Genomic DNA, 18,367 nt, shown 5'->3' with positions numbered 1-18,367 from the left:
CCCGATGGATGACCCAGAACGCAGATCACGCCACGTTACGCGACAATTTCCATCGGAGAGGGCTGGCAGAACTGTGACGGACGGATTCGACATTGCAGCTCCCGACCCGGCGGGCATGGTTGCCTCACTGAGTTCGCTGGGCTACTCCCTGGAAGCCGCAGTCGCCGATCTGGTCGACAACAGCGTGTCAGCAAGAGCGACCGACATCGAGGTCGTCTTCACATGGGCAGGTGAGGACTCCTGGGTGGCGGTGGTCGACAACGGGAGCGGGATGTCGCTGCCGGATCTCGTCACGGCGATGACGCCGGCCGCGCGTGGGCCTGGAACCGAACGCAGTGCCGACGACCTCGGCAGATTCGGGTTGGGCCTGAAAACCGCCTCTTTCTCCCAGGCCCGCCAGCTGACCGTAACCAGCCGCCCTCCTGGCGAGACGTGGCACACCCGTACCTGGGATCTGAACATGGTCGAGGCCAGCAGGGAGTGGCGTCTGATGCATGATGCCGACCCCGAAACCTCCAGGCTCCTCGACCTTTTCCGCCGAGACCGGGGCAGCGGGACCATAGTGCTCTGGCGTCGGCTCAACGGCTATGGGGCCGACGGGACGGATCCCGACCAGACAACCCAAAGGCAGTTCTACGAAGACGCCTCCCGGGTCGAGCGGCATTTGGGCATGGTATTCGCGCGCTTTCTGAAGGATGTGGACCTCCGAGTGCAGAATCAGACCGTTGCCGCCTGGGATCCGTTTCTCACCGGTCACCCATCCCTTCAGCGGCTACCCCCCGAGGACCTCGCCTTCGGATCCAGCTCGGTCAGGGTCGAGGCGTATGTCCTGCCCAGCGCACAGAGGCTCTCCAAAGAGGAGTATCTCGCCGCGGGTGGGCCCGGTGGATGGCTGAGGCAGCAGGGATTCTACGTCTACCGGCGGAAACGCCTGATCCTCGCTGGCGACTGGCTCGGCCTGCAGGGCATGCGCCAAGAGGAGAAGTTCAACCTGGCCCGCATCTCCATTGAGGTTCCCGCTGAGCTGGATGCGGAGTGGAGCGTTGACGTACGCAAATCCAAGGTGGTCCCGCCGGTGGCGCTCCGACGGCATCTACAACGCATCGCCAAGCGCGCCAGGGAACAGGCTGCGGACGTGATCAGGCACCGAGGGCAGATCGCCGCACGGAGACACGGTTCGGCCTTCGTCTATCTGTGGAGAGTGGACCGCCCTGACGGACGGATCAAGTGCCGCATCAACCGCGACCACCCCTTGGTCCGTGAGGCGCTACGAACCGGGGACGAGCGAGGCAAGGTCGTCAAGGCCCTCCTAACTCTGCTGGAGGAGACCGTTCCTGTCGAGGCACTCCGCGTGATCCATGAAGCGGACGCCGCCGACGACCCGGTACCGTTCACCGGTGCCCCGAGCCAGGACCAGGAAGATGTGGCCCGCGCCCTCCTAGCCGCACTGATCAACCAGGGAAGAAGCCCGCACGACGCTAGGTCGATGATCCGGAACATGGACCCGTTCAGTCGGCTCGACGGCTTCTGGAACAAGTGACCAACGATTGTCGGTGGCAGCGTTTAGCCTCTTCCTGACCGGAGTCTTCACCCGCAGAGGATCGCATGAACGCCACCGAGGAAGTCATCGCCAAGGCGATCCAGGTCGTCCTTGTCCTACTCCCCCGTGAACGGCACGCGACGCCCGGCGAGGTCGAGCAGGCCGTTTCCCAGGCGGCGCCCATGTTCCCCGGGCTCGCGGCGGACGTCTTGCTGCGCAGGGTGGAGGAGCTCGTCTCGGTGTTCCAGGAGGTCGGCAAGGGGATCTCTGACAGCGACCACCACACACCCTGGCTACCGGACGCTAAGTCCGACCGGTCGTGGAATTTCTGGGAACGCTACCGCGACCACCTCGACCACTCGGTGCGCCTCCCACCCCGCGTGGTCCGGGCTCTCGACCGTTCGACCGACGACATCCTCGGTGAACTCGAGGATCCAAGGTCGAAGGCTCCCTGGCGGCGCGCCGGGCTGGTCATCGGTCAGGTGCAATCGGGCAAGACCGGGAACTACACCGGCCTGGTCTGCAAGGCCGCCGACGCCGGCTTCCAGATGATCATCATCCTGGCGGGCATCCACAACGATCTGCGCAGCCAGACCCAGTTGCGCATCGACCAAGGGCTGCTCGGCTTCGACACACAGTTTCAGAAGCGCTACGACGAGGACGCTTCGCGTTACATCGGCGCCGGCGCGCCATCGCACGCCAAGCGACTCGGGATCGGGTCGGTCACCGACAGCACGGAGAAGGGCGACTTCACCAAGACCAAGGCCCTGCAGTTGAACTTCCCGCTCGGACGCTTCCCCGTCGTCTTGGTGGTGAAGAAGCACCGGAGCATCCTGGGGAACGTACGCCGCTGGCTGACGGAAGTGCACGGCACGCCGGACGGGACTGAGGACGGTGTGATCGTCCGGGATCTGCCCGTCCTTCTCATCGACGACGAGGCCGACCATGCGGGCATCGACGTCTCCAAAGAGAGCGAGACGGACCCGTCGAAGGTCAACGGCGAGATCCGGAAGCTGCTGAAGGTGTTCGAGCAAGCGGCGTACGTCGGGTACACCGCCACCCCGTACGCGAACATCCTGATCGACCCCGACACTGAGCACGAGACGTTTGGCCGGGACCTTTTCCCAGGCAGCTTCATCCGGGTTCTCCCAGCTCCGTCGAACTACTTCGGACCCGAAAGGGTCTTCGGTCTGACCATCGACGATCCAGACCAAGACGACGTCGAACCGCTGCCCGTGACCCGCACGGTCGACGACTACCAATTCTGGATGCCAGACAGGCACAAGAGCCACCACCCGGTCGCTATCGAACTTCCGGATTCCCTTCGTGAAGCCGTGAACGCATTCATCCTCACCTGCGCGGCACGGCGTGCTCGTGGCCAAGAGACCGAGCACAACTCCATGCTCGTGCACGTCACCCGCTTCACCGCCGTGCAGGGCCAGGTCCGAGAGATCATCGAGGACCACGTCCAGTTGCTGGCCGACAGCATGCGCGACCGCTACAGCGTCACCGCTGCCGAGCGGCTCACCGAACTCCGCGATCTGTGGAACACCGACTTCATGCCCACGACGAGGGCGTTTCCCGCCGACCAGGTCAAGGACGTCTCGTGGTCCGAGGTCGCCGAACACCTGCTGCCCGCCGTACAGAAGATCCAGGTGCGAGCAATCAACGGGGCGGCAAAGGACGCACTGGAGTACTACGAGAACCGTAAGAACGGCCTGTCCGTCATAGCGGTCGGCGGCGAGAAGCTGTCCCGTGGGTTGACGCTCGAGGGCCTGAGCGTGAGCTACTACCTGCGAACCGCGAAGGCATACGACACCCTGCTCCAGATGGGACGCTGGTTCGGGTACCGACCAGGGTACGAGGATCTGTGCAGGCTCTACACGACCCAGGGCCTTATCGACCACTACATCGAGATCACGCAGACCACCGACGAGCTCCGCCGGGAGGTCGAGGAGATGTCGGCGCTGCGGGCCAAGCCCATCGATTTCGGTCTGAAGATTAAGTCCTCCTCGCTCGGTCTCAACATCACCAGCCGCCCGAAAATGGGCTCGGGCACGCGGGTGCGGCTCAGCTACTCCGGTGACCATCCCGAGACAGTCATGTTCGATCTCAAGAACCAAACACCAGAAAAGAACTTTGCGAACCTTGAATCATTCGTGGGGAGGCTGGACCAGCTCGGCCCCGCCTCTACCGAGGAGGAAAGCCTCGTCTGGTCCAGCGTTCCTCCCGAGGAGATCGTGGGTTTCCTGGACGGCTACCAGTCGGACAAGCTCGCCCACCGCGCTAAAGCAAGCCAGATCGCCCGCTACATCCGCAGGTGCGACCAAGTCGGCGAGCTCGGAAACTGGACCGTACGCCTAGTGGGCAAGTCCGCTGGGAGGCCAGCCGGCATCGGCGGTCACGAGGTCAGGCTCATCACCCGTAACCCGGTGAAGGGTACTGACCCGCTGCACGATGGCCGGTACCGGATCCGCCGCCCGATGAACCCGCCGGATGAGGCCAAGGACCTTTCCAGAGCTCAGTGGAAGACCGCGTTGAACAACGCGCGCGTCGCCGCCGAGGGGAAGCTCGACAAGAAGGGCGATCCGGTTAAGGCGCCCACGCAGCCTGTTGACCTGTTCGTGCGAAACGTACGCACCCCTGACCAGGGGCTCCTGCTGATCTATCCGATCGAGCAGAGCCACCAGGGAGCCGCCCCCGACGCGGTGCCTCTGGTCGGCTACGCCTTCAGCTTCCCCCACTCCCACCAGTTCGAGAAGACCGAGTACTTCGTCAACGCGCCCTGGCTGAAGGAGCAGTCCCTCGGACTCGACGACCAGGAAGTCGAGGACGACAGGTGAGCATCACCGAGGAGAACTGGCGGGAGCTGGAGACTCCGCAGCACACACCCGGTCGCTCCATGCGCCGCATTCACGCCGAGTCCGCACACGACATCCACATCGCCGTGACCTACCCGCAGCGGAAGCGGATGCTCGTCCTCGACACCGACGACCGCGCCTACGAGCGCGCCGCAACCGCCTACGGACGCCTGCCCCGCACCCAGGGACTCGAACTCGCCTTCACTCGGCTGACCCGGCAGCACTACGAACTGACGATCACGCTCACCTCGGACAGCCTCAAGAACGTCTTCACCCCCCTCGTAATGGACATCGCCTGGGCGATCAGCCAGGCCACGGACGATGTCGGCGCGGTGACAACTGCGATCAACCAGTTCGAGCGATGGCAGACGCTACTCAAAAGCCTCGGCGAGGACGGTCTCGGTGCCGACGCTCGCAGAGGCCTGTACGGCGAGCTGCTCGTGCTGAAGGACTACGTGATCCCCGAACTGGGCCCCGCCAACGGAATCCTGGGCTGGACAGGCCCCTTGGGCACCAACCAGGATTTCCAGCTCACCGACTGCGCCATCGAGGTCAAAGCCACGACCGCCCGGGCGACCTCCGAAATCACGATCGCCAACGAGCGTCAGCTCGACAGGACCGGGACCGCCGACCTGGTTTTCGGCCTCGTGGTCTTGGACGAACGCCGCGGCGGCCTCGGCACGAGCCTCAACGCCATGGTGGAGGGTGTCCGAGCAGCCCTGCCAGGCCCGCCGCAAGCAGGCCTTGAGGGGCGCCTGGCCAGAATCGGTTACTTCCCCCAGCACACCAATAACTATGACGAGCCCCGGTATACCCTTCGGGAAATCAGGTTCTGGTCTGTTCACGGGGATTTTCCACGCATTGTCGAATCCGAGTTCCGGCCCGGCGTGAGCACCTGCAGCTACCGCATCCAGACCGCAGGACTCGACGCCTACGCCATAACCAAGGACGAGGTGAGAAAGCTGATCAGAGGGAGCCATGGCTGAAACCTCGCTCGAGGAGTTCGCCCACGGCCTGGTCGCCAATGTCATGACCAGCGCGGAGGCCGAGGGCACCACCGCCCCCGAGATGTTCGCCCAGTTGATGCTCGAAGATCTCGAAGTAGCCGGCGACGTCGAGAACCATTTCCTCGCCTACTACCGGTCCCACGGCATCGAGATCCACGGCTTCGGCGTCAACAACACGCTCGGCAGCCTCGACCTGTTCGTCGTCGACTTCCGCCAGTCACCCTTGATGGGAAAGCTCCACAAGGCCCCGGCGGAGGCCGCGCTCAAACGTCCCCTTCAGTTCCTTCGCAAGATGTCCGACATCCGACAGGCCGCGGACGAGGCCACCGACGTCCAAGACCTCTGCGCCGGCGTCGAGAAGGCCCTTCTGGAGGCATCGCGCATCAGGGTTTTCCTGCTGACCAACTCCGTTTGCACGGCCAAGGCCCCACCGCTCGCCATCTACCACGATCTGGAGGTCACGCACGAGATCTGGGATCTCGAACGGTTCCACCGCATGGCAAGCTCCGGGGCCCAAAGCGAGCCAATCGTCGTGGAGTTCGAGCACCCCCTCCCGTGCCTCGCCGCGCCCAGAACCGGCGACTTCTCGGTCATCCTGGGCGTCCTGCCCGGCCAACTCCTCGCTGACCTGTACAAGGAACACGGCACCCGGCTACTGGAACTCAACGTCCGCTCGTTCCTCCAGACACGCGTCAAAGTCAACAGCGGTATCCGAAAAACCCTGCTCGACAAGCCTGATTGGTTCCTCGCCTACAACAACGGCATCACAGCGACCGCTTCGGCCGTCGACTTCGTCAGGGACGCGGACGGCCAGCACGCGATCCACCGCATCCACGGAGTCCAGATCGTCAACGGCGGCCAGACAACCGCCTCCATCTACTACGCCAGTACCCGAGACAAAGCGGATCTCTCCGCGGTCCACGTGCAGATGAAGCTGACCGTGCTCAGGGAAGCCCAACTCCTCGACGTAGTGCCGGAAATTTCGAGGTACTCCAACAGCCAGAACGCCGTGAGCCTGGTCGATTTCAGCTCCAACAACCCGTTCCACAGGCGCGTAGAACAAGTCACCCGTAGCCTGTGGGCCCCCGCGGCCGACGGCAGCGGGGTCGAGACACGCTGGTTCTACGAACGAGCCCGGGGCCAGTACACCGATGCCCAGGCCCGGGCACGAACTCCCGCGGCCAAGAAGCAGTTCAAACTGCTCCATCCAACGAAGCAGAAGTTTACTAAGTCAGATCTTGCCAAATTCGCGCACTGCTGGGAGATGCTGCCCCACTGGGTCAGCCGCGGAGCCCAGAAGAACTTCAATGAGTTCATGATCCGCCTAGACACCGCAGTAGACGAGGACCGCGCACCCCGAGTGGACGTCGCCTACTGCCAGCGATTGATCGCCAAGGCGAAGCTGTTCAAGGACATCGACAGAATCGCCCAGCAACACGGAGCCGGCAGCATCAAGTCCTTCGTCACCGCCTACACAACGTCGTACTTGGTCAAAGCAACCAACCAGCGCTTGGACCTCGACCGTATCTGGCGCGAGCAGCGGATCTCCCCCGCAACAACAGCAGCCGTCGAAACCCTGGTCGACCGCGTCATGAACGTGATCGACAACCCCCGATCCGGAAACCACTCCGGCGAATGGGCTAAGAAGGAGGACTGCTGGCTCACCGTCAGCGGCATCCGCTGGAACCTCCCCACCGACCTGGAGACCGAACTCCTTCCCGCTCGGATTGTCGACCCGGTTGGCCCGGCAACCGACCTCGACCTCGACACCGAGACCGCACCCCACCCCGACGTCGCCAAGGTTTCCTCCATCCCGCCCGACGAGTGGTTCGCTATCCAACGCTGGGCCAAGGAGACCCGGAACCTCCTCCCAGACCAGCGCCAACGGCTCGCCCTCGTCGGCCGACGTCTCCAAGCCTCCGAACCAATCCGGACAGGAGTCGCAACAGACGCCCTCAGACTCCGCACCAAGGCCTACGCCGCCGGCTTCAAGCCCTAGCCGCACACACGGGCAACGAAGGACGAAGCACAGGTTACGAGCAGTCCTTGGCGGTCATCGCCACCACTTCCCTCCTCCAGACGCCGTGGGCGGCGGTTGTGGCCATCCAGAGTAACTTCGTTCGAAAATAGCTGGCGGCATGAGGTCACACTCTCCATGATGGTCTCGTGTCCTTAACCCAAACTCTCTTGCATTGTGCTCCGTCTCAGGTGACTATCGAGCAGATCCGTCGGCTGGTGGCGGCCGTCGGCCCCGAGGCGCCCACCGTCGAGTACAAGGCCGCCATGACCCAGAGCATCGCCAAAGCTGTGGCCGCTCTGGCCAATACCTATGGTGGCTTGGTCTTGGTGGGAGTAACCGATGATCGCAAGATTATCGGCGTCAAAGAAAAGACGATTGACCAGGTCTCTCAGCACTGCCACGACAACATCGAGCCCCCGTGGGCTCCAGAGATCGTCCCAGTCCCCATAGACGACGCTTCAGGAAGATTCGTCCTACTACTGCGGATAGTGCCGGGGATCGTCCCCAGGCCGTTGCTCATCGGTGGAGCCGCTCCGATGCGCAACCACAGCACCACCTACAACGCAAACTGGCAGCAACTTGCGGCGCTGTTCGCTGAAGACGACGCTGTCCGCTCGAACGATCCTTGGACGATCAGGGGACCTGACCTCCCGCGCCGCCACAACAATCAGCAAGATTACTTCGCCGATCTAATTCTCCGAACCGGTCTCGACATCCCTATCGATCCTCGCGCCAGCTGGCGTCCACTTCGCGAAGACGATGTCGACGAGCTCATTCACGCGCTCAACAAATCACCCATCGACAGTTTCCTCCTCGGCCTGAGTACTGTCCCAGACGGCACCGTCCAGCGATTCCATCGCAAAGGACATAATCAGTCCCGCATCATCCGCCTTCAATGGCAAGGTTTCCCTCGCGGCTGGAGGAACACCAAGTCAGGAGCGGTCGAGGCACTCGTATCGGCCGAGGTGCCAGGCGGCTATGGCCGGAATGCCACGCGCCTACAGGTGCATCTGGACGTGGTCACACGTCTTGCGCACCTCGCGGAGATCAGGGAAGGCGACTGGATCCCAGCGGGAGGCCAACAGCCGCCGCAACTTGACCAGCGCATGGAAGTCACCACGCTCGGTGACCTCATGGACGCCATGATCGCAGGGTTCGTCGCCCAACCCGTCGTAGATGCGCTGGCGGATCTAGCCCAGATCGACTCGCTCGCGGTACCCCAACCGCGTGTCCTGCACCTCAGGACCGTCAACTCCATAGCCGAGACCCTGGACACTAGTAGCCTCACCGCGATTCCCGATGCCAGCGAGTCTGGCGGTGCGCACCTGCTCGCCGATCCCGCATTAGACCTCGCCGATGCCGATGATCGGCACCAGCAGGTTCACGCGTGGCTGGTGCAGACCGCCCTGGATGCTGGCCTGCTCGGCATGGAAGCGTTACTCGCCAAGCAGTCCCGGCGCGCCACATCATGACACCACTCGGCCCCGTGACCGTCCTTACGCGCCGGACGCCGGGTCCGTACGCGGTGGTGCCACGTACGGACCCCGAATGTTGCTACAACATGCGGACGGGTAGCTATCTCACGGGGACGCGGTAGGCGTCGCCGATCGAGGTTGCGGGGAAAATGCAATTGGTTGTGACAACCCCGTCGACATGAACACCCATGAACGTTCACACACGGTCACTGATCCGCTTGGGATGCGGCGGGCGGGCGGCTGGGGGCGTGTCGCCACGGCACCCCACGGTCATCCGATCGTGAACCGGTACGGGAGTGTCAGGCGGGTGCCGGGGGTGGGTCGAGCGGGCACGCGATCATCCCCGTAGGGGGTACACAACAGATCGGTGCATACGCGCCGTCCCGGCCAACGGGCGCGGGGCAACTGGATAAGAAATTTCGATACCGGTCACGCAAGGTGTACGTGGCGCTCGTGCTCGCCTCGGCCCGCGCCCGGCGGGCGGTACGGGCGATGGACGCTTGCCGCGCGGCGTCAGCGGCTTGCGCGACCCAGCGCAGCCGTGCGACACCCGCATCACCACGAGCAGTCCAGCGAGAAGCGTGATGAACACCGGCGCGGTGATCGCGGTCTCCACTACCGCGTTGCCCGCATCCCACGCCCGGTCCGCACGAACTGGCGTCCTCTTCCTCACGATCACACGGATAAGTACCTCTCGCCAAAGAGGGGCGTCGTTGAGCATCTACGACCCGGTACTGCCGGTCGGTGCCGCATTCGGCATCGGCGCCTGTATCTGGTCGCGACGGGTCGTGGCACCTGGCGCGCGGCTACCTCCCCGAGCCGATACCCCGGAGCTGGCGGGAGGTGAAAAGATCATCGGATGCCGATCGATCCGCACCTGCTCGCCGTGTTCACGGTGACCACCATCGTCGCCCTGATCACTCCAGGACCCGACATGCTGTTCGTGCTCGGGTGCGGCGTGCGGGGCGGCGCCCGCGCCGGGCTGCTGGCCACGGTCGGCGTGATCACGGGTGACGCGTTGTACATCGTCGCGGCCGCTGCCGGCCTCGCTGTACTGCTGACGGCATTCCCAGTCGTGTTCACGGTGATACGGATCGCCGGTGCCGCGTACCTGATCTACCTCGGTGTCCAGATGATCCGTCACCGCAAGAACGGCCAGGCCGACGATCCGGCCGCCGGCGGTATGCCGGGTCGGCGCGCCTTCCTCAACGGCGTGGTGTCCTCCATGGCCAACCCACAGACGTTCACGTTCATGGTCGCCTTCCTTCCCCAGTTCATCGATCCCGTGGCGGGGCCCGTCTGGCTGCAGTTCGCCGTCCTGGGCGGCATCCTGATCGTCCTGGAGTTCCTGGCCGACGGAACGGTCGGCGTCCTGGCCGGGCGGATCGGCGGCTGGCTGCGCGCCCGCCAGGCCGTGCGCCGCCGGATCGACGCCGCGACCGGGAGTGTGTTCATCGGCCTGGGCGCCACCCTGGCAGCCGAACGCTGACCGGGCTGGCGCGGCGACCGACTACCGGTTTCTGCGCACGATGCAGGCCGCCGGGTGCACTGCGGTGTGCACCGCCACCAGCAGCTTCCAGGGGGCAAGGTCGCCATCCCGGGCCTCCCAGAGGGTGGGTAGTCGAAGACGCCGGTGAGGGCACGGTGCCACCCTCCAGTGATGGCCGCAGCCACCGCTGGACCAGTACCTGATGTGACTGACGCCGCTAATTGGCCCGGTTGGGGCGTCCAAGGTTGACGATCAGGCGCCATGACCGCTGCACATGGCCCGTCGTGATGGAGATAGTCGGCCCCTGACGGAGGGCGCCCGGAATACGCATGAAAGGGAACGCGGGCCAGCGTTGTAGCCGGTCGGGGGCGTGGTGGCGCACACGGCTCGGGCTTTGCCCGTCCGCCTGCCTGGCCGCTTGAGGGGGTTGCAGGGCTGCGGGCAGGAACCGCCTGAGCAGGGCCGCGGCGGTGGCCGGTGGTCAGGCTTGGGAGGTGATCTCGTGGGTGAAGGAGTATCGGCTGAGCTCGTCGGTGAGCCGGGCGTGGTCGTTGTCGTTTTCGGTGTTCAGGCGGATGGTGGCGTGGGGCTGGCCGTCGCGTAGCTCGGTGCGGACCTGGCCGGTCCGCCCGGTCCGCTGGAGTTCGGCGCGGATGAGGCGTTCGATCGAGTTCAGGACCAGGGCGGGCTTGTAGATCTTGCCGATGGCGGTGACGGGTAGCTCGTCGATCAGGTGGATCGTGCGGGGGACGGCCGCTGGTTCGGGCGCGTGTTCGGCTGCCCAGGCGTGCAGTTCCCCGAGGGTGGTCGACGCTCCGGGGACGAGCACGAGGTAGGCGGCGGGGACCTCGCCGGAATGGGCGTCGGGGGCGCCGATCACGGCGGCGGCGTCGACGTCGGGGTGGGCGAGCAGCGATGCCTCGACGGGTCCGGGGTCGATGTTGTGCCCGCCGCGGATGATCAGGTCTTTGGCGCGGCCGGTCAGGTAGATGTAGCCGTCCTCGTCGACGCGGCCCATGTCGCCGGTGGCCAGCCAGCCGTCGAAGATCTTCCCGGTCGGGTCGGGTGCGGGGCCGTGGGGGCCGGGGCGCAGGTAGCCGGGGAACACGCTGGGGCCGCTGATGGCCAGAACTCCGGTGGATCCGATCGGGAGATCGCCGGTCGGGGCCTCGTCGGCGTCGACGGCGATGGTCTTGACGTGCTGGTAGGGCAGGCGCAGCCCGACCGAGCCCGGCCGGGGTGCGAAGGCCGGTGTGGCGGCGGTCGCGCAGGTCGCCTCGGTGAGGCCGTAGCCCTCCAGCATAGGAACCTTCACGGTGGACTCGAACGTGGTGCGGACCCGGGAGGGCAGGGGTGCCGCGCCGACGGCTCCGGCACGCAGGCTGGAGATGTCGACCTCGTCGGGTACGGGCGGCAGGCCCGCATACACGGTGGGGACACCGGAGAAGCTGGTCACCCGGTAATGCTCGATGATGTGCCAGAAGTCGGCCATGAGTGCTTTGTCGCGGTAGCCGAGCGGGCCCATGCTGACGACCGGACGGCCGTGCATGAACGGTCCCAGTCCGGTGACGTGCACGGCGTTGACATGGAACAGCGGCAGCCCTGACAGGGCGACCGACCCGTCGAGGTAGGCGCCGGAACAGCCGAGGGCCCAGGCCATGTACACCTGGTTGGCGTGGGTGTGCGGTGCGACCTTCGGCGTGCCGGTCGTCCCGCCGGTGTGGAAGTAGGCCGCCAGGTCCGAGGGGACGGGCCGCCGGGAGGTGCCGAGCCGGTCGGCGGGCTGGGTCGCGGTCAGGGCATCGAAGCCGACCGTGGGGATCGCGCCGGTGATCATGTCGGTGGGGCCGGGCGGTGCGCCGACGGCGGCCAGGGCTCGCAGGGCGGGCAGTCGGGCGGCGATCCGGACTGCTTTGTCCCACAGTTGTGGCGACAGGGCCGGCGCTGGGGCTAGGAGGATCTGCGCGCCGGTCAGGGCCAGGATCTCGACCAGGTGGTCCTCGGCCAGCAGCGGGTTCACGGGGTTGGCGATGCCCACGGCCTGGGCGCCCAGCAGCGCCGCGTAGGTGGCGCCGAGGTTGGGCAGCATCAGGCCGACGACGCCGCCCTCGGACAGCCCGAGATTCAGGTAGGCGTTGGCGGCCTGGTGGAGGCGTTCGAGCAGCGTCCGATAGGTCCAGCAGACCGCGTCACGCCAGGGCAGGCCGTCCTCACCGAGCAGGTACAGCGCGGGCAGGCCGGGATCGCGGGAAGCGGTGCCCGCCACCAGGTCGTAGGTGCTGGCCGGCAGATTGCGTTCGGTCAGCGGCACGGACTCGATGGCGGGCAGGTCCTCGGGCAGCAGCAGGAGCGGTCGGTCGCCCTGGGTGTGCGGGGCCGGGGTGGTGGCCATGGGTGTCTCCGTGGTCGGGCGCTGATGACGTCGGGCAGAGCGAGCAGAAGGTGAGGGCGTTCTCATGAAGGGGTGGCGCGGTGGATGCCCGGCGGACTTTTGCGGAGGTCTCCGCTCATGAGTTGTGGGCCGCTCGGAACGAGAGTGTCTGGGTGCCCAGGCCTTCGATGGTGCTGATGAGTTCGTCGCCGGAGGACAGGAAGCGGGGCGGGGTGCGGGTGGAGCCGATTCCGGCCGGGGTTCCGGTGAAGATCAGGTCGCCGGGCCGCAGGACGGTGATGGACGACAGGTGGGCGATCAGCTCGGGTATCCCGAAGATCATGTCGCCGGTGCGGCCGTCCTGCATCGTCTCGCCGTTGAGCGTGCAGCTGATCGCGAGGTCCGCGGGGTCGGCGAGTTCGTCGGGGGTGACGACGGCGGGCCCGGTCGGACCGAATCCGGGGTGGGACTTGCCGAGGGAGAACTGCTGCGGGGCGGGGCCCGACCACTGGCCGATCCGCTCGGACAGGTCCTGGCCGATGGTGAGTCCGGCCAGGTGCTCCCAGGCGTCGACGGCGGGGATGCGGTGGCCGGCTCTGCCGATCACCACGACCAGTTCGACCTCCCAGTCGACCCACCCTTCGGGCAGGTCGACGGTGACGTTCGGTCCGGTCAGGCAGGAGGCGAACTTGGTGAAGGTCATCGGCCAGGTGGACGGCTCCAGCCCGGCTTCTTCGGCGTGCTCGCGGTAGTTGACGCCGATCGCGAAGATCTGGCCGGGCCTGGGGACCGGCGCCCGCAGGTCGGTCTCCCGATAGGCGTCGGTCTCCGGATAGGTGGAGCTCTCGCCGGCCAGTCCGCGGAGCACGGGCAGGGTCTGCGGCCATTGGTCGAACAGGGTCTGGGGGTCGGGGCTCAGGGTGCCGCCGCTGGCTTGGTGGATGTCGACGGCTCCGCCGTCGGTCAGCAGGACGGCTCGGCCGTCCAGGTTCGCGATGCGCATCTGGCTCCTGCGTCGTTCCCGGCGGGTGTCTGCGTATTGAACGCTTGTGGGGCCGGGTCCTGCTTGGCTCGCCGGTCCAAAGTCATTGACCTGGATTGGGTTGGCCGTCCAACATCTGGGCGATCTCCAGGGCGAGCTGGAGTTCCAGCGGGTCGCCGATGGGGTGGCCGAGGATCTCCTCGGCTTTGTGCACGCGGTAGGTGACGGTGTTGCGGGCGATGTGGAGGGTTTCGGCGGCGGCTTGCGGGCTGCGTTCGCATGCCAGGTAGACGCGCAGGGTCTGGCGGATCTGGCGGGTGCGGTCGTCGCGGGCCAGCAGGGCGCCGAGGACGTCCTCGGCGTACCAGCGGGCTTGCTCGTCGTCGGCGGTCGCCAGCGACAGCGTCCTGGCTTCCTGGTGGCCGCACCATCGGGCGGTTCCGGTCGCAGAGGCGATCCGGACGGCCTCGCCCGCCCCCAGGTGACTGCGCCGCAGCCCTTCCGGCCCGAACGCGACCGGGCCCGCCCCGACACAGATCCCGGGCGGTGGCCACAGTCGGCGGGCCTGATCGGTGGGGCCGGCCGGTGGTTCGGCCCGCCATCCCGCCCACGCCCACACCTGCCGGTCGGTATGGGGCAGGGCGAGCCAGCCGTCGGCGGTCAGCGCCCGGGACAGATCCTCGGCGCAGCGTTGCAGGTCGGCGGCGGTGACATGCCGGTCGTCGGCGACGACCACGAACGCCTGATGGTGGCGGGCCAGTTCGTACCCCAGCGCCGCCGACGCGGCGGCCGCACCGACGGGTTTGCCGGAGAGCAGGTCCCCGAGGGTGCGGCGGCGGTCGGTCTCCCTGCCGGCCTCCCATCGGGCGCGTTCGGCGAGGTACTCCTCGGCGAGCAGGCTGGCGTGGGCGTCGGCGTAGGTGAACAGCAGGTCGCTCACCCGGTGGCTTTCGGCTCGACGGCCCGGCTCGGGCAGCATGTCCGTGGCGGCGACGAGCGCCTGGTGCAGGCGGGCGTGCCCGATCCGGATCCCGCGCAACACCCGGTCCAGGGGGATGCCCCGCCGGGCGAACTCGGCGCCGCCCGCGACGGCCTCCTGGCTGGCCGCGCCGGCCGGCGGCTGGACATCCTGCAGCAGTCCGCGCAGCGCCAGCAGCACGGTCGATTCGACCGAAGCCCGCAGCGTCGCGTAGGGCGCGGGACCGCCACCGTGTTCGGGCACCCGTTCGATGATCTCTGCTGTCATCTCCCGCGCGACTTGGACGGCCCAGGCCACCGGCCCGGGGCCGAGCAGCGCGGTCGCGATCGCGAGGGTGACCGCCGAACAGGCGGGTTCGGCTCGTTCCTGCGGCGGGCCGGGCGGGTTCAGAGCCAGGATCCAGTCGCTGCTCATCCTGGCCTCTCAGCTCAGCCCGGCGAGTTCGCCGCGGAAGAACACCAGGGGCCGGGCGCCGCCGGTCGCGTGCATCCCGTGGACCAGGCCCGTCACAGCGAGGTGGTCGCCGACTTGGTGGATCGCGTCCAGTTCGCAGTCGAGCCAGGCCACGACACCCTCCAGCCGGGGGGAGCCCAGTGGGCTGGGCGTCCAGGAGCGGTCACCGAACCGGTCGGCGTCGCGTGCGGCGAACGCGGTGGCGAGCTGCGGTTGCCCGGCCGACAGGACGTTCACGCAGAATCGGCCCGCAGTGTGGATGGCGGGCCAGGTGGTGGAGGTCTTCGCGGCGAAGAACGACACCAGGGGCGGGTCCAGGGACGCCGAGGTGAACGATCCGACGGTCATGCCGATCGGGGTGCCCTCGGACACGGCGGTGATGACGGCGACGCTGGACGGTACATGCCGCATGATCTCTCGCAACGGGCTCATGCGCCTCACTGTGCGACGGTTGCCGCCGGCCCTGCTCGGTCCGCGGGCACCAAACGCGGAGGCTGGTTTGGTCACGGAGCCAGCCCCGGCTTGACGTACATCCGCCGTTTCGGCCCCTGCGTATCGTCGGGCGGCGGCGCGGTGGCGGTCTCCAGAGCCCGGGGAAACCGCATGATCTCCAGGGCGATGCGGACCTCCAGCCGTCCGGAACCGGACCGCATCAGATCCTGGGCTTGCTTGATCCGGTAGGCGACGGTGTTGCGGGCCACGCCGAGCCGCTCGGCGGTGTTCTTCAGGCTCCGCCCGCAGCTCAGATAACAGCGCAGGGTTTCGCGCAGTTGCTCTGCCCGGTCCTCATCGGCGGCGAGCGCCCCCAGCGTCTCCTCCACATACCAGCGGGCCCGCTCGGCGTTCTCGAGCAGCAAGGCCGCGGTCCGCACCTCCCCGTAGTCGCACACACCACCGCCGGCAGGCAGCGTCGCGGCGATCCGGGCGGCCCGCAGCGCACCCAGATGGCTGCGCCGGATCCCCGCCAGTCCGAAGGACGGCGGCCCCGCGGCGGCCCGCCACCCGGCGGGCAGAACCGAGGGCCACTCCACCCGGCCAGGACGGTCGCCGAACCCGATCCACGCCCACACCGCCCCGGCGTGCCCCACCACCTGGAGCCAGGCGTCTCCTCCCGAGGCGGCCAGCAGATCGGCGACCAGCCGGTCCGCGCCGTCGCCTCCGGGGGCGGCGGACCACGCGATCAACGCGACATGACACCGGCTCGGCCGGTAGCCCAGAATCTGCTCGGCGGCGTCCGGGTCGTGCTGCTCTCCAGCGATGATCGCCTCGATCAGGTGCCAGCGGACGGCCTCCTGGCTGGCCTCCCACCGTTCCCGCTCGGCCACGTACGCCGCGGCCATGTCGCCGGCCATACGGTCCACCTGCTCGAACAGTTCCTCAGTGATCTCGGTCGGCAGGTCACCGTCAGGGGCCGAATCGCGCAGCATCCGGTACAGGACGGCGTGCCCGAGCCGGAGCCCGCGCAGCACCCGGTCCAGCGGGATGCCCCGGCGTACGCAATCGCGCACCACCTCGACACCATCAGGTGGTACCCCGTACGGGACCGGTCCCTGCGCGGCCAGGACGCACAAACCGGTGAGCACCGCGGCCTCGGACGCTCGACGCAGCGTCTCAAAGGGCGCAGGTCCGACACCGTGCTCGGGCACATGGTCAATGATGTGCCGCGTCATGGCCTGGCCGGCCGCGACCGCCCACCGCACCGGCCCATCACCCAGCCACCGCCGGGCTTCGGCGACCGTGGCCGGGGTGCAGCACGGCCGCGGCAGGTCCGGGCCGTCCAGGCCGCGGATCCACGACAGGTCCATCACCCCACTTCACCACAGCAGAACCCGCACAGGGAGCGCGGCCGGCCCAACCGGGCACCCCGGCTTTGGTCCAGTGGACCAAGCGGAAGACGAGCGAGACGGCGTGAAATCGGAAGACACCCCCAAGGAGGCATTCCGTGTCCGTGCTTGGCGATTTCCCGCTGCAGTACAGCCCGTCCATCGACGCCGACCTGGTCCGGCGAGCCCGGGAACTGGGCCCGCTGCTCACCGAGCAGACCGTGGCGGCCGAGCGGGAGCGGCGACTGCCCGAGACGAGCGTTGCCGCCCTCACCGAGGCCGGCCTGTTCAAACTGACCGTCCCGCGCGCCTATGGCGGACACCAGGCGAACTTCGCCACATTCCTGGCGGTGAACGCCGAACTCGCCCGCTCCTGCGGGTCCACCGCCTGGGTGTCCAGCCTGATCAACATCTGCAACTGGGCCGTGAGCCTGGGCCCCGACGAGGTCCGGGAGGAAATCTTCGGCACCGATCCCGACGCGCGGGTCTGCGGCGTCCTGGCCCCCAGCGGCACCGCCGTCCGCTCCGGCGACGGGCTGGTCGTCTCCGGCTCGTGGGGGTTCGCCTCCGGCAGCCTGCACGCCACCTGGGGCATGGGCGGCGTGCAGGTTCTGGGCGAGGACGGACAGGTCGCCGAGTTCGGCAATGTCGTCATGCCGATGAAGGAACTCACGATCAAGGACACCTGGCACGTGGCCGGAATGCGCGGCACCGGCAGCAACACCCTCATCGCCCAAGAGGTCTTCGTCCCCGCCCGCCGCTACACGCCGCTGGCGTTCGGCTCCGACCAGCCCGACCTGCACCCCGGCGAGGCGCTCTACCGGTCCTCGCTCGTCCCGTCGCTGGCGCTGATCCTGGCCGGACCGCAACTCGGCCTGGCCCGCGCCGCCCTCGACCACACCCTGGCCACCATCGGCAAGCGAGGCATCTCCTACACCTTCTACGACCACGCCATCCAAGCGCCCGCCACCCAGCACCACGTCGCCGAGGCCACCGAGCTGATCGACACCGCGGCCCTGCACGTGTTCCGGTCGGCCACCTTCATCGACCAGGCCGCCGCCGAGGGCCGGGCCCTGGACGTCACCGAGCGGCTGCGCGTCCGCATGGACACCGGGTACGCGATCGGCCGCTGCCGCCAGGCCATCGACCTGCTGCTGGACGTCAACGGCGCGTCCAGCTTCGCCGAGTCCAACCCGCTCCAGCGGATCTGGCGCGATTCGGCCACCGGCGCGCGCCACGCCATCGCCAGCCCCACCATCAGCGCCGAGGCCTACGGGCGGGCCCTGCTAGGCATCCAGGAGCAGATGACCCCCGTCATCTGAACCCGTCCCGCCCGGCCCCTCGGCCTGCCGCCCCACCTCAACACA

Annotated in this window: 12 protein-coding genes; 7 read left to right on the top strand and 5 right to left on the bottom strand. The window is 67.3% G+C overall.

Features of this window, described 5'->3' with window-relative positions; all coding sequences use genetic code 11:
- The first annotated feature begins 73 nt into the window (after positions 1-73).
- The 6 genes from ACA511_RS19940 (at position 74) to ACA511_RS19915 (ending at position 10,392) form a co-directional block, all read left to right on the top strand.
- Positions 74-1,540: an ATP-binding protein gene (locus tag ACA511_RS19940; protein WP_375025909.1), complete on the top strand. Its 1,467-nt coding sequence runs from the start codon at positions 74-76 to the stop codon at positions 1,538-1,540.
- A gap of 65 nt (positions 1,541-1,605) precedes the next feature.
- Positions 1,606-4,383: a Z1 domain-containing protein gene (locus tag ACA511_RS19935; protein WP_375025908.1), complete on the top strand. Its 2,778-nt coding sequence runs from the start codon at positions 1,606-1,608 to the stop codon at positions 4,381-4,383.
- Entirely contained in the window at positions 4,380-5,387 is a 1,008-nt protein-coding gene (locus tag ACA511_RS19930) for a PD-(D/E)XK motif protein (RefSeq protein ID WP_375025907.1), read from the top strand. Before ACA511_RS19935 ends, ACA511_RS19930 begins: the two co-directional genes overlap by 4 nt.
- Positions 5,380-7,407: an AIPR family protein gene (locus ACA511_RS19925; protein ID WP_375025905.1), complete on the top strand. Its 2,028-nt coding sequence runs from the start codon at positions 5,380-5,382 to the stop codon at positions 7,405-7,407. The genes ACA511_RS19930 and ACA511_RS19925 overlap by 8 nt, the downstream gene beginning before the upstream one ends.
- A 209-nt stretch (positions 7,408-7,616) precedes the next feature.
- The gene (locus ACA511_RS19920; RefSeq protein ID WP_375025904.1) at positions 7,617-8,900 is read left to right on the top strand and encodes a helix-turn-helix domain-containing protein; all 1,284 of its coding nucleotides are present in this window, start codon (positions 7,617-7,619) and stop codon (positions 8,898-8,900) included.
- A gap of 862 nt (positions 8,901-9,762) precedes the next feature.
- The gene (locus tag ACA511_RS19915) at positions 9,763-10,392 is read left to right on the top strand and encodes a LysE family translocator (RefSeq protein WP_375025903.1); all 630 of its coding nucleotides are present in this window, start codon (positions 9,763-9,765) and stop codon (positions 10,390-10,392) included.
- A 481-nt stretch (positions 10,393-10,873) separates the two neighbouring features.
- Here the strand turns inward: ACA511_RS19915 and ACA511_RS19910 are convergent, their stop codons facing one another.
- The 5 genes from ACA511_RS19910 to ACA511_RS19890 all read right to left on the bottom strand — a co-directional run bounded on the left by ACA511_RS19910 (position 10,874) and on the right by ACA511_RS19890 (position 16,982).
- Positions 10,874-12,784, bottom strand: coding sequence for an acyl-CoA synthetase (locus ACA511_RS19910; protein ID WP_375025902.1), 1,911 nt, complete (start codon positions 12,782-12,784; stop codon positions 10,874-10,876).
- 115 nt (positions 12,785-12,899) lie between these two features.
- Positions 12,900-13,766 carry a fumarylacetoacetate hydrolase family protein gene (locus ACA511_RS19905; protein WP_375025901.1) on the bottom strand — a complete coding sequence of 289 codons (867 nt, stop codon included), beginning with the start codon at positions 13,764-13,766 and terminating at the stop codon, positions 12,900-12,902.
- 82 nt (positions 13,767-13,848) lie between these two features.
- The gene (locus tag ACA511_RS19900) at positions 13,849-15,138 is read right to left on the bottom strand and encodes a PucR family transcriptional regulator (protein WP_375025900.1); all 1,290 of its coding nucleotides are present in this window, start codon (positions 15,136-15,138) and stop codon (positions 13,849-13,851) included.
- 9 nt (positions 15,139-15,147) lie between these two features.
- Positions 15,148-15,609: a flavin reductase family protein gene (locus tag ACA511_RS19895; RefSeq protein WP_375025899.1), complete on the bottom strand. Its 462-nt coding sequence runs from the start codon at positions 15,607-15,609 to the stop codon at positions 15,148-15,150.
- Between the two features lie 71 nt (positions 15,610-15,680).
- Positions 15,681-16,982 carry a PucR family transcriptional regulator gene (locus tag ACA511_RS19890; RefSeq protein ID WP_375025898.1) on the bottom strand — a complete coding sequence of 434 codons (1,302 nt, stop codon included), beginning with the start codon at positions 16,980-16,982 and terminating at the stop codon, positions 15,681-15,683.
- 137 nt (positions 16,983-17,119) lie between these two features.
- Between ACA511_RS19890 and ACA511_RS19885 the strand changes: the two genes are divergently transcribed.
- The gene (locus ACA511_RS19885) at positions 17,120-18,322 is read left to right on the top strand and encodes an acyl-CoA dehydrogenase family protein (protein WP_375025897.1); all 1,203 of its coding nucleotides are present in this window, start codon (positions 17,120-17,122) and stop codon (positions 18,320-18,322) included.
- Positions 18,323-18,367 lie beyond the last annotated feature (45 nt).

The organism is Actinomadura sp. GTD37, assembly GCF_041951365.1.
In the GTDB taxonomy this organism is placed as follows: domain Bacteria; phylum Actinomycetota; class Actinomycetes; order Streptosporangiales; family Streptosporangiaceae; genus Spirillospora.
This window is presented reverse-complemented; position numbering and strand designations above follow the sequence as displayed.

Coding starts and splice junctions, on each gene's coding strand:
- ACA511_RS19900 (WP_375025900.1), bottom strand. CDS start 15,138: ATGAGCAGCGACTGGATCCTGGCTCTGAACCCGCCCGGCCCGCCGCAG.
- ACA511_RS19925 (WP_375025905.1), top strand. CDS start 5,380: ATGGCTGAAACCTCGCTCGAGGAGTTCGCCCACGGCCTGGTCGCCAAT.
- ACA511_RS19935 (WP_375025908.1), top strand. CDS start 1,606: ATGAACGCCACCGAGGAAGTCATCGCCAAGGCGATCCAGGTCGTCCTT.
- ACA511_RS19895 (WP_375025899.1), bottom strand. CDS start 15,609: ATGAGCCCGTTGCGAGAGATCATGCGGCATGTACCGTCCAGCGTCGCC.
- ACA511_RS19915 (WP_375025903.1), top strand. CDS start 9,763: ATGCCGATCGATCCGCACCTGCTCGCCGTGTTCACGGTGACCACCATC.
- ACA511_RS19910 (WP_375025902.1), bottom strand. CDS start 12,784: ATGGCCACCACCCCGGCCCCGCACACCCAGGGCGACCGACCGCTCCTG.
- ACA511_RS19890 (WP_375025898.1), bottom strand. CDS start 16,982: ATGGACCTGTCGTGGATCCGCGGCCTGGACGGCCCGGACCTGCCGCGG.
- ACA511_RS19905 (WP_375025901.1), bottom strand. CDS start 13,766: ATGCGCATCGCGAACCTGGACGGCCGAGCCGTCCTGCTGACCGACGGC.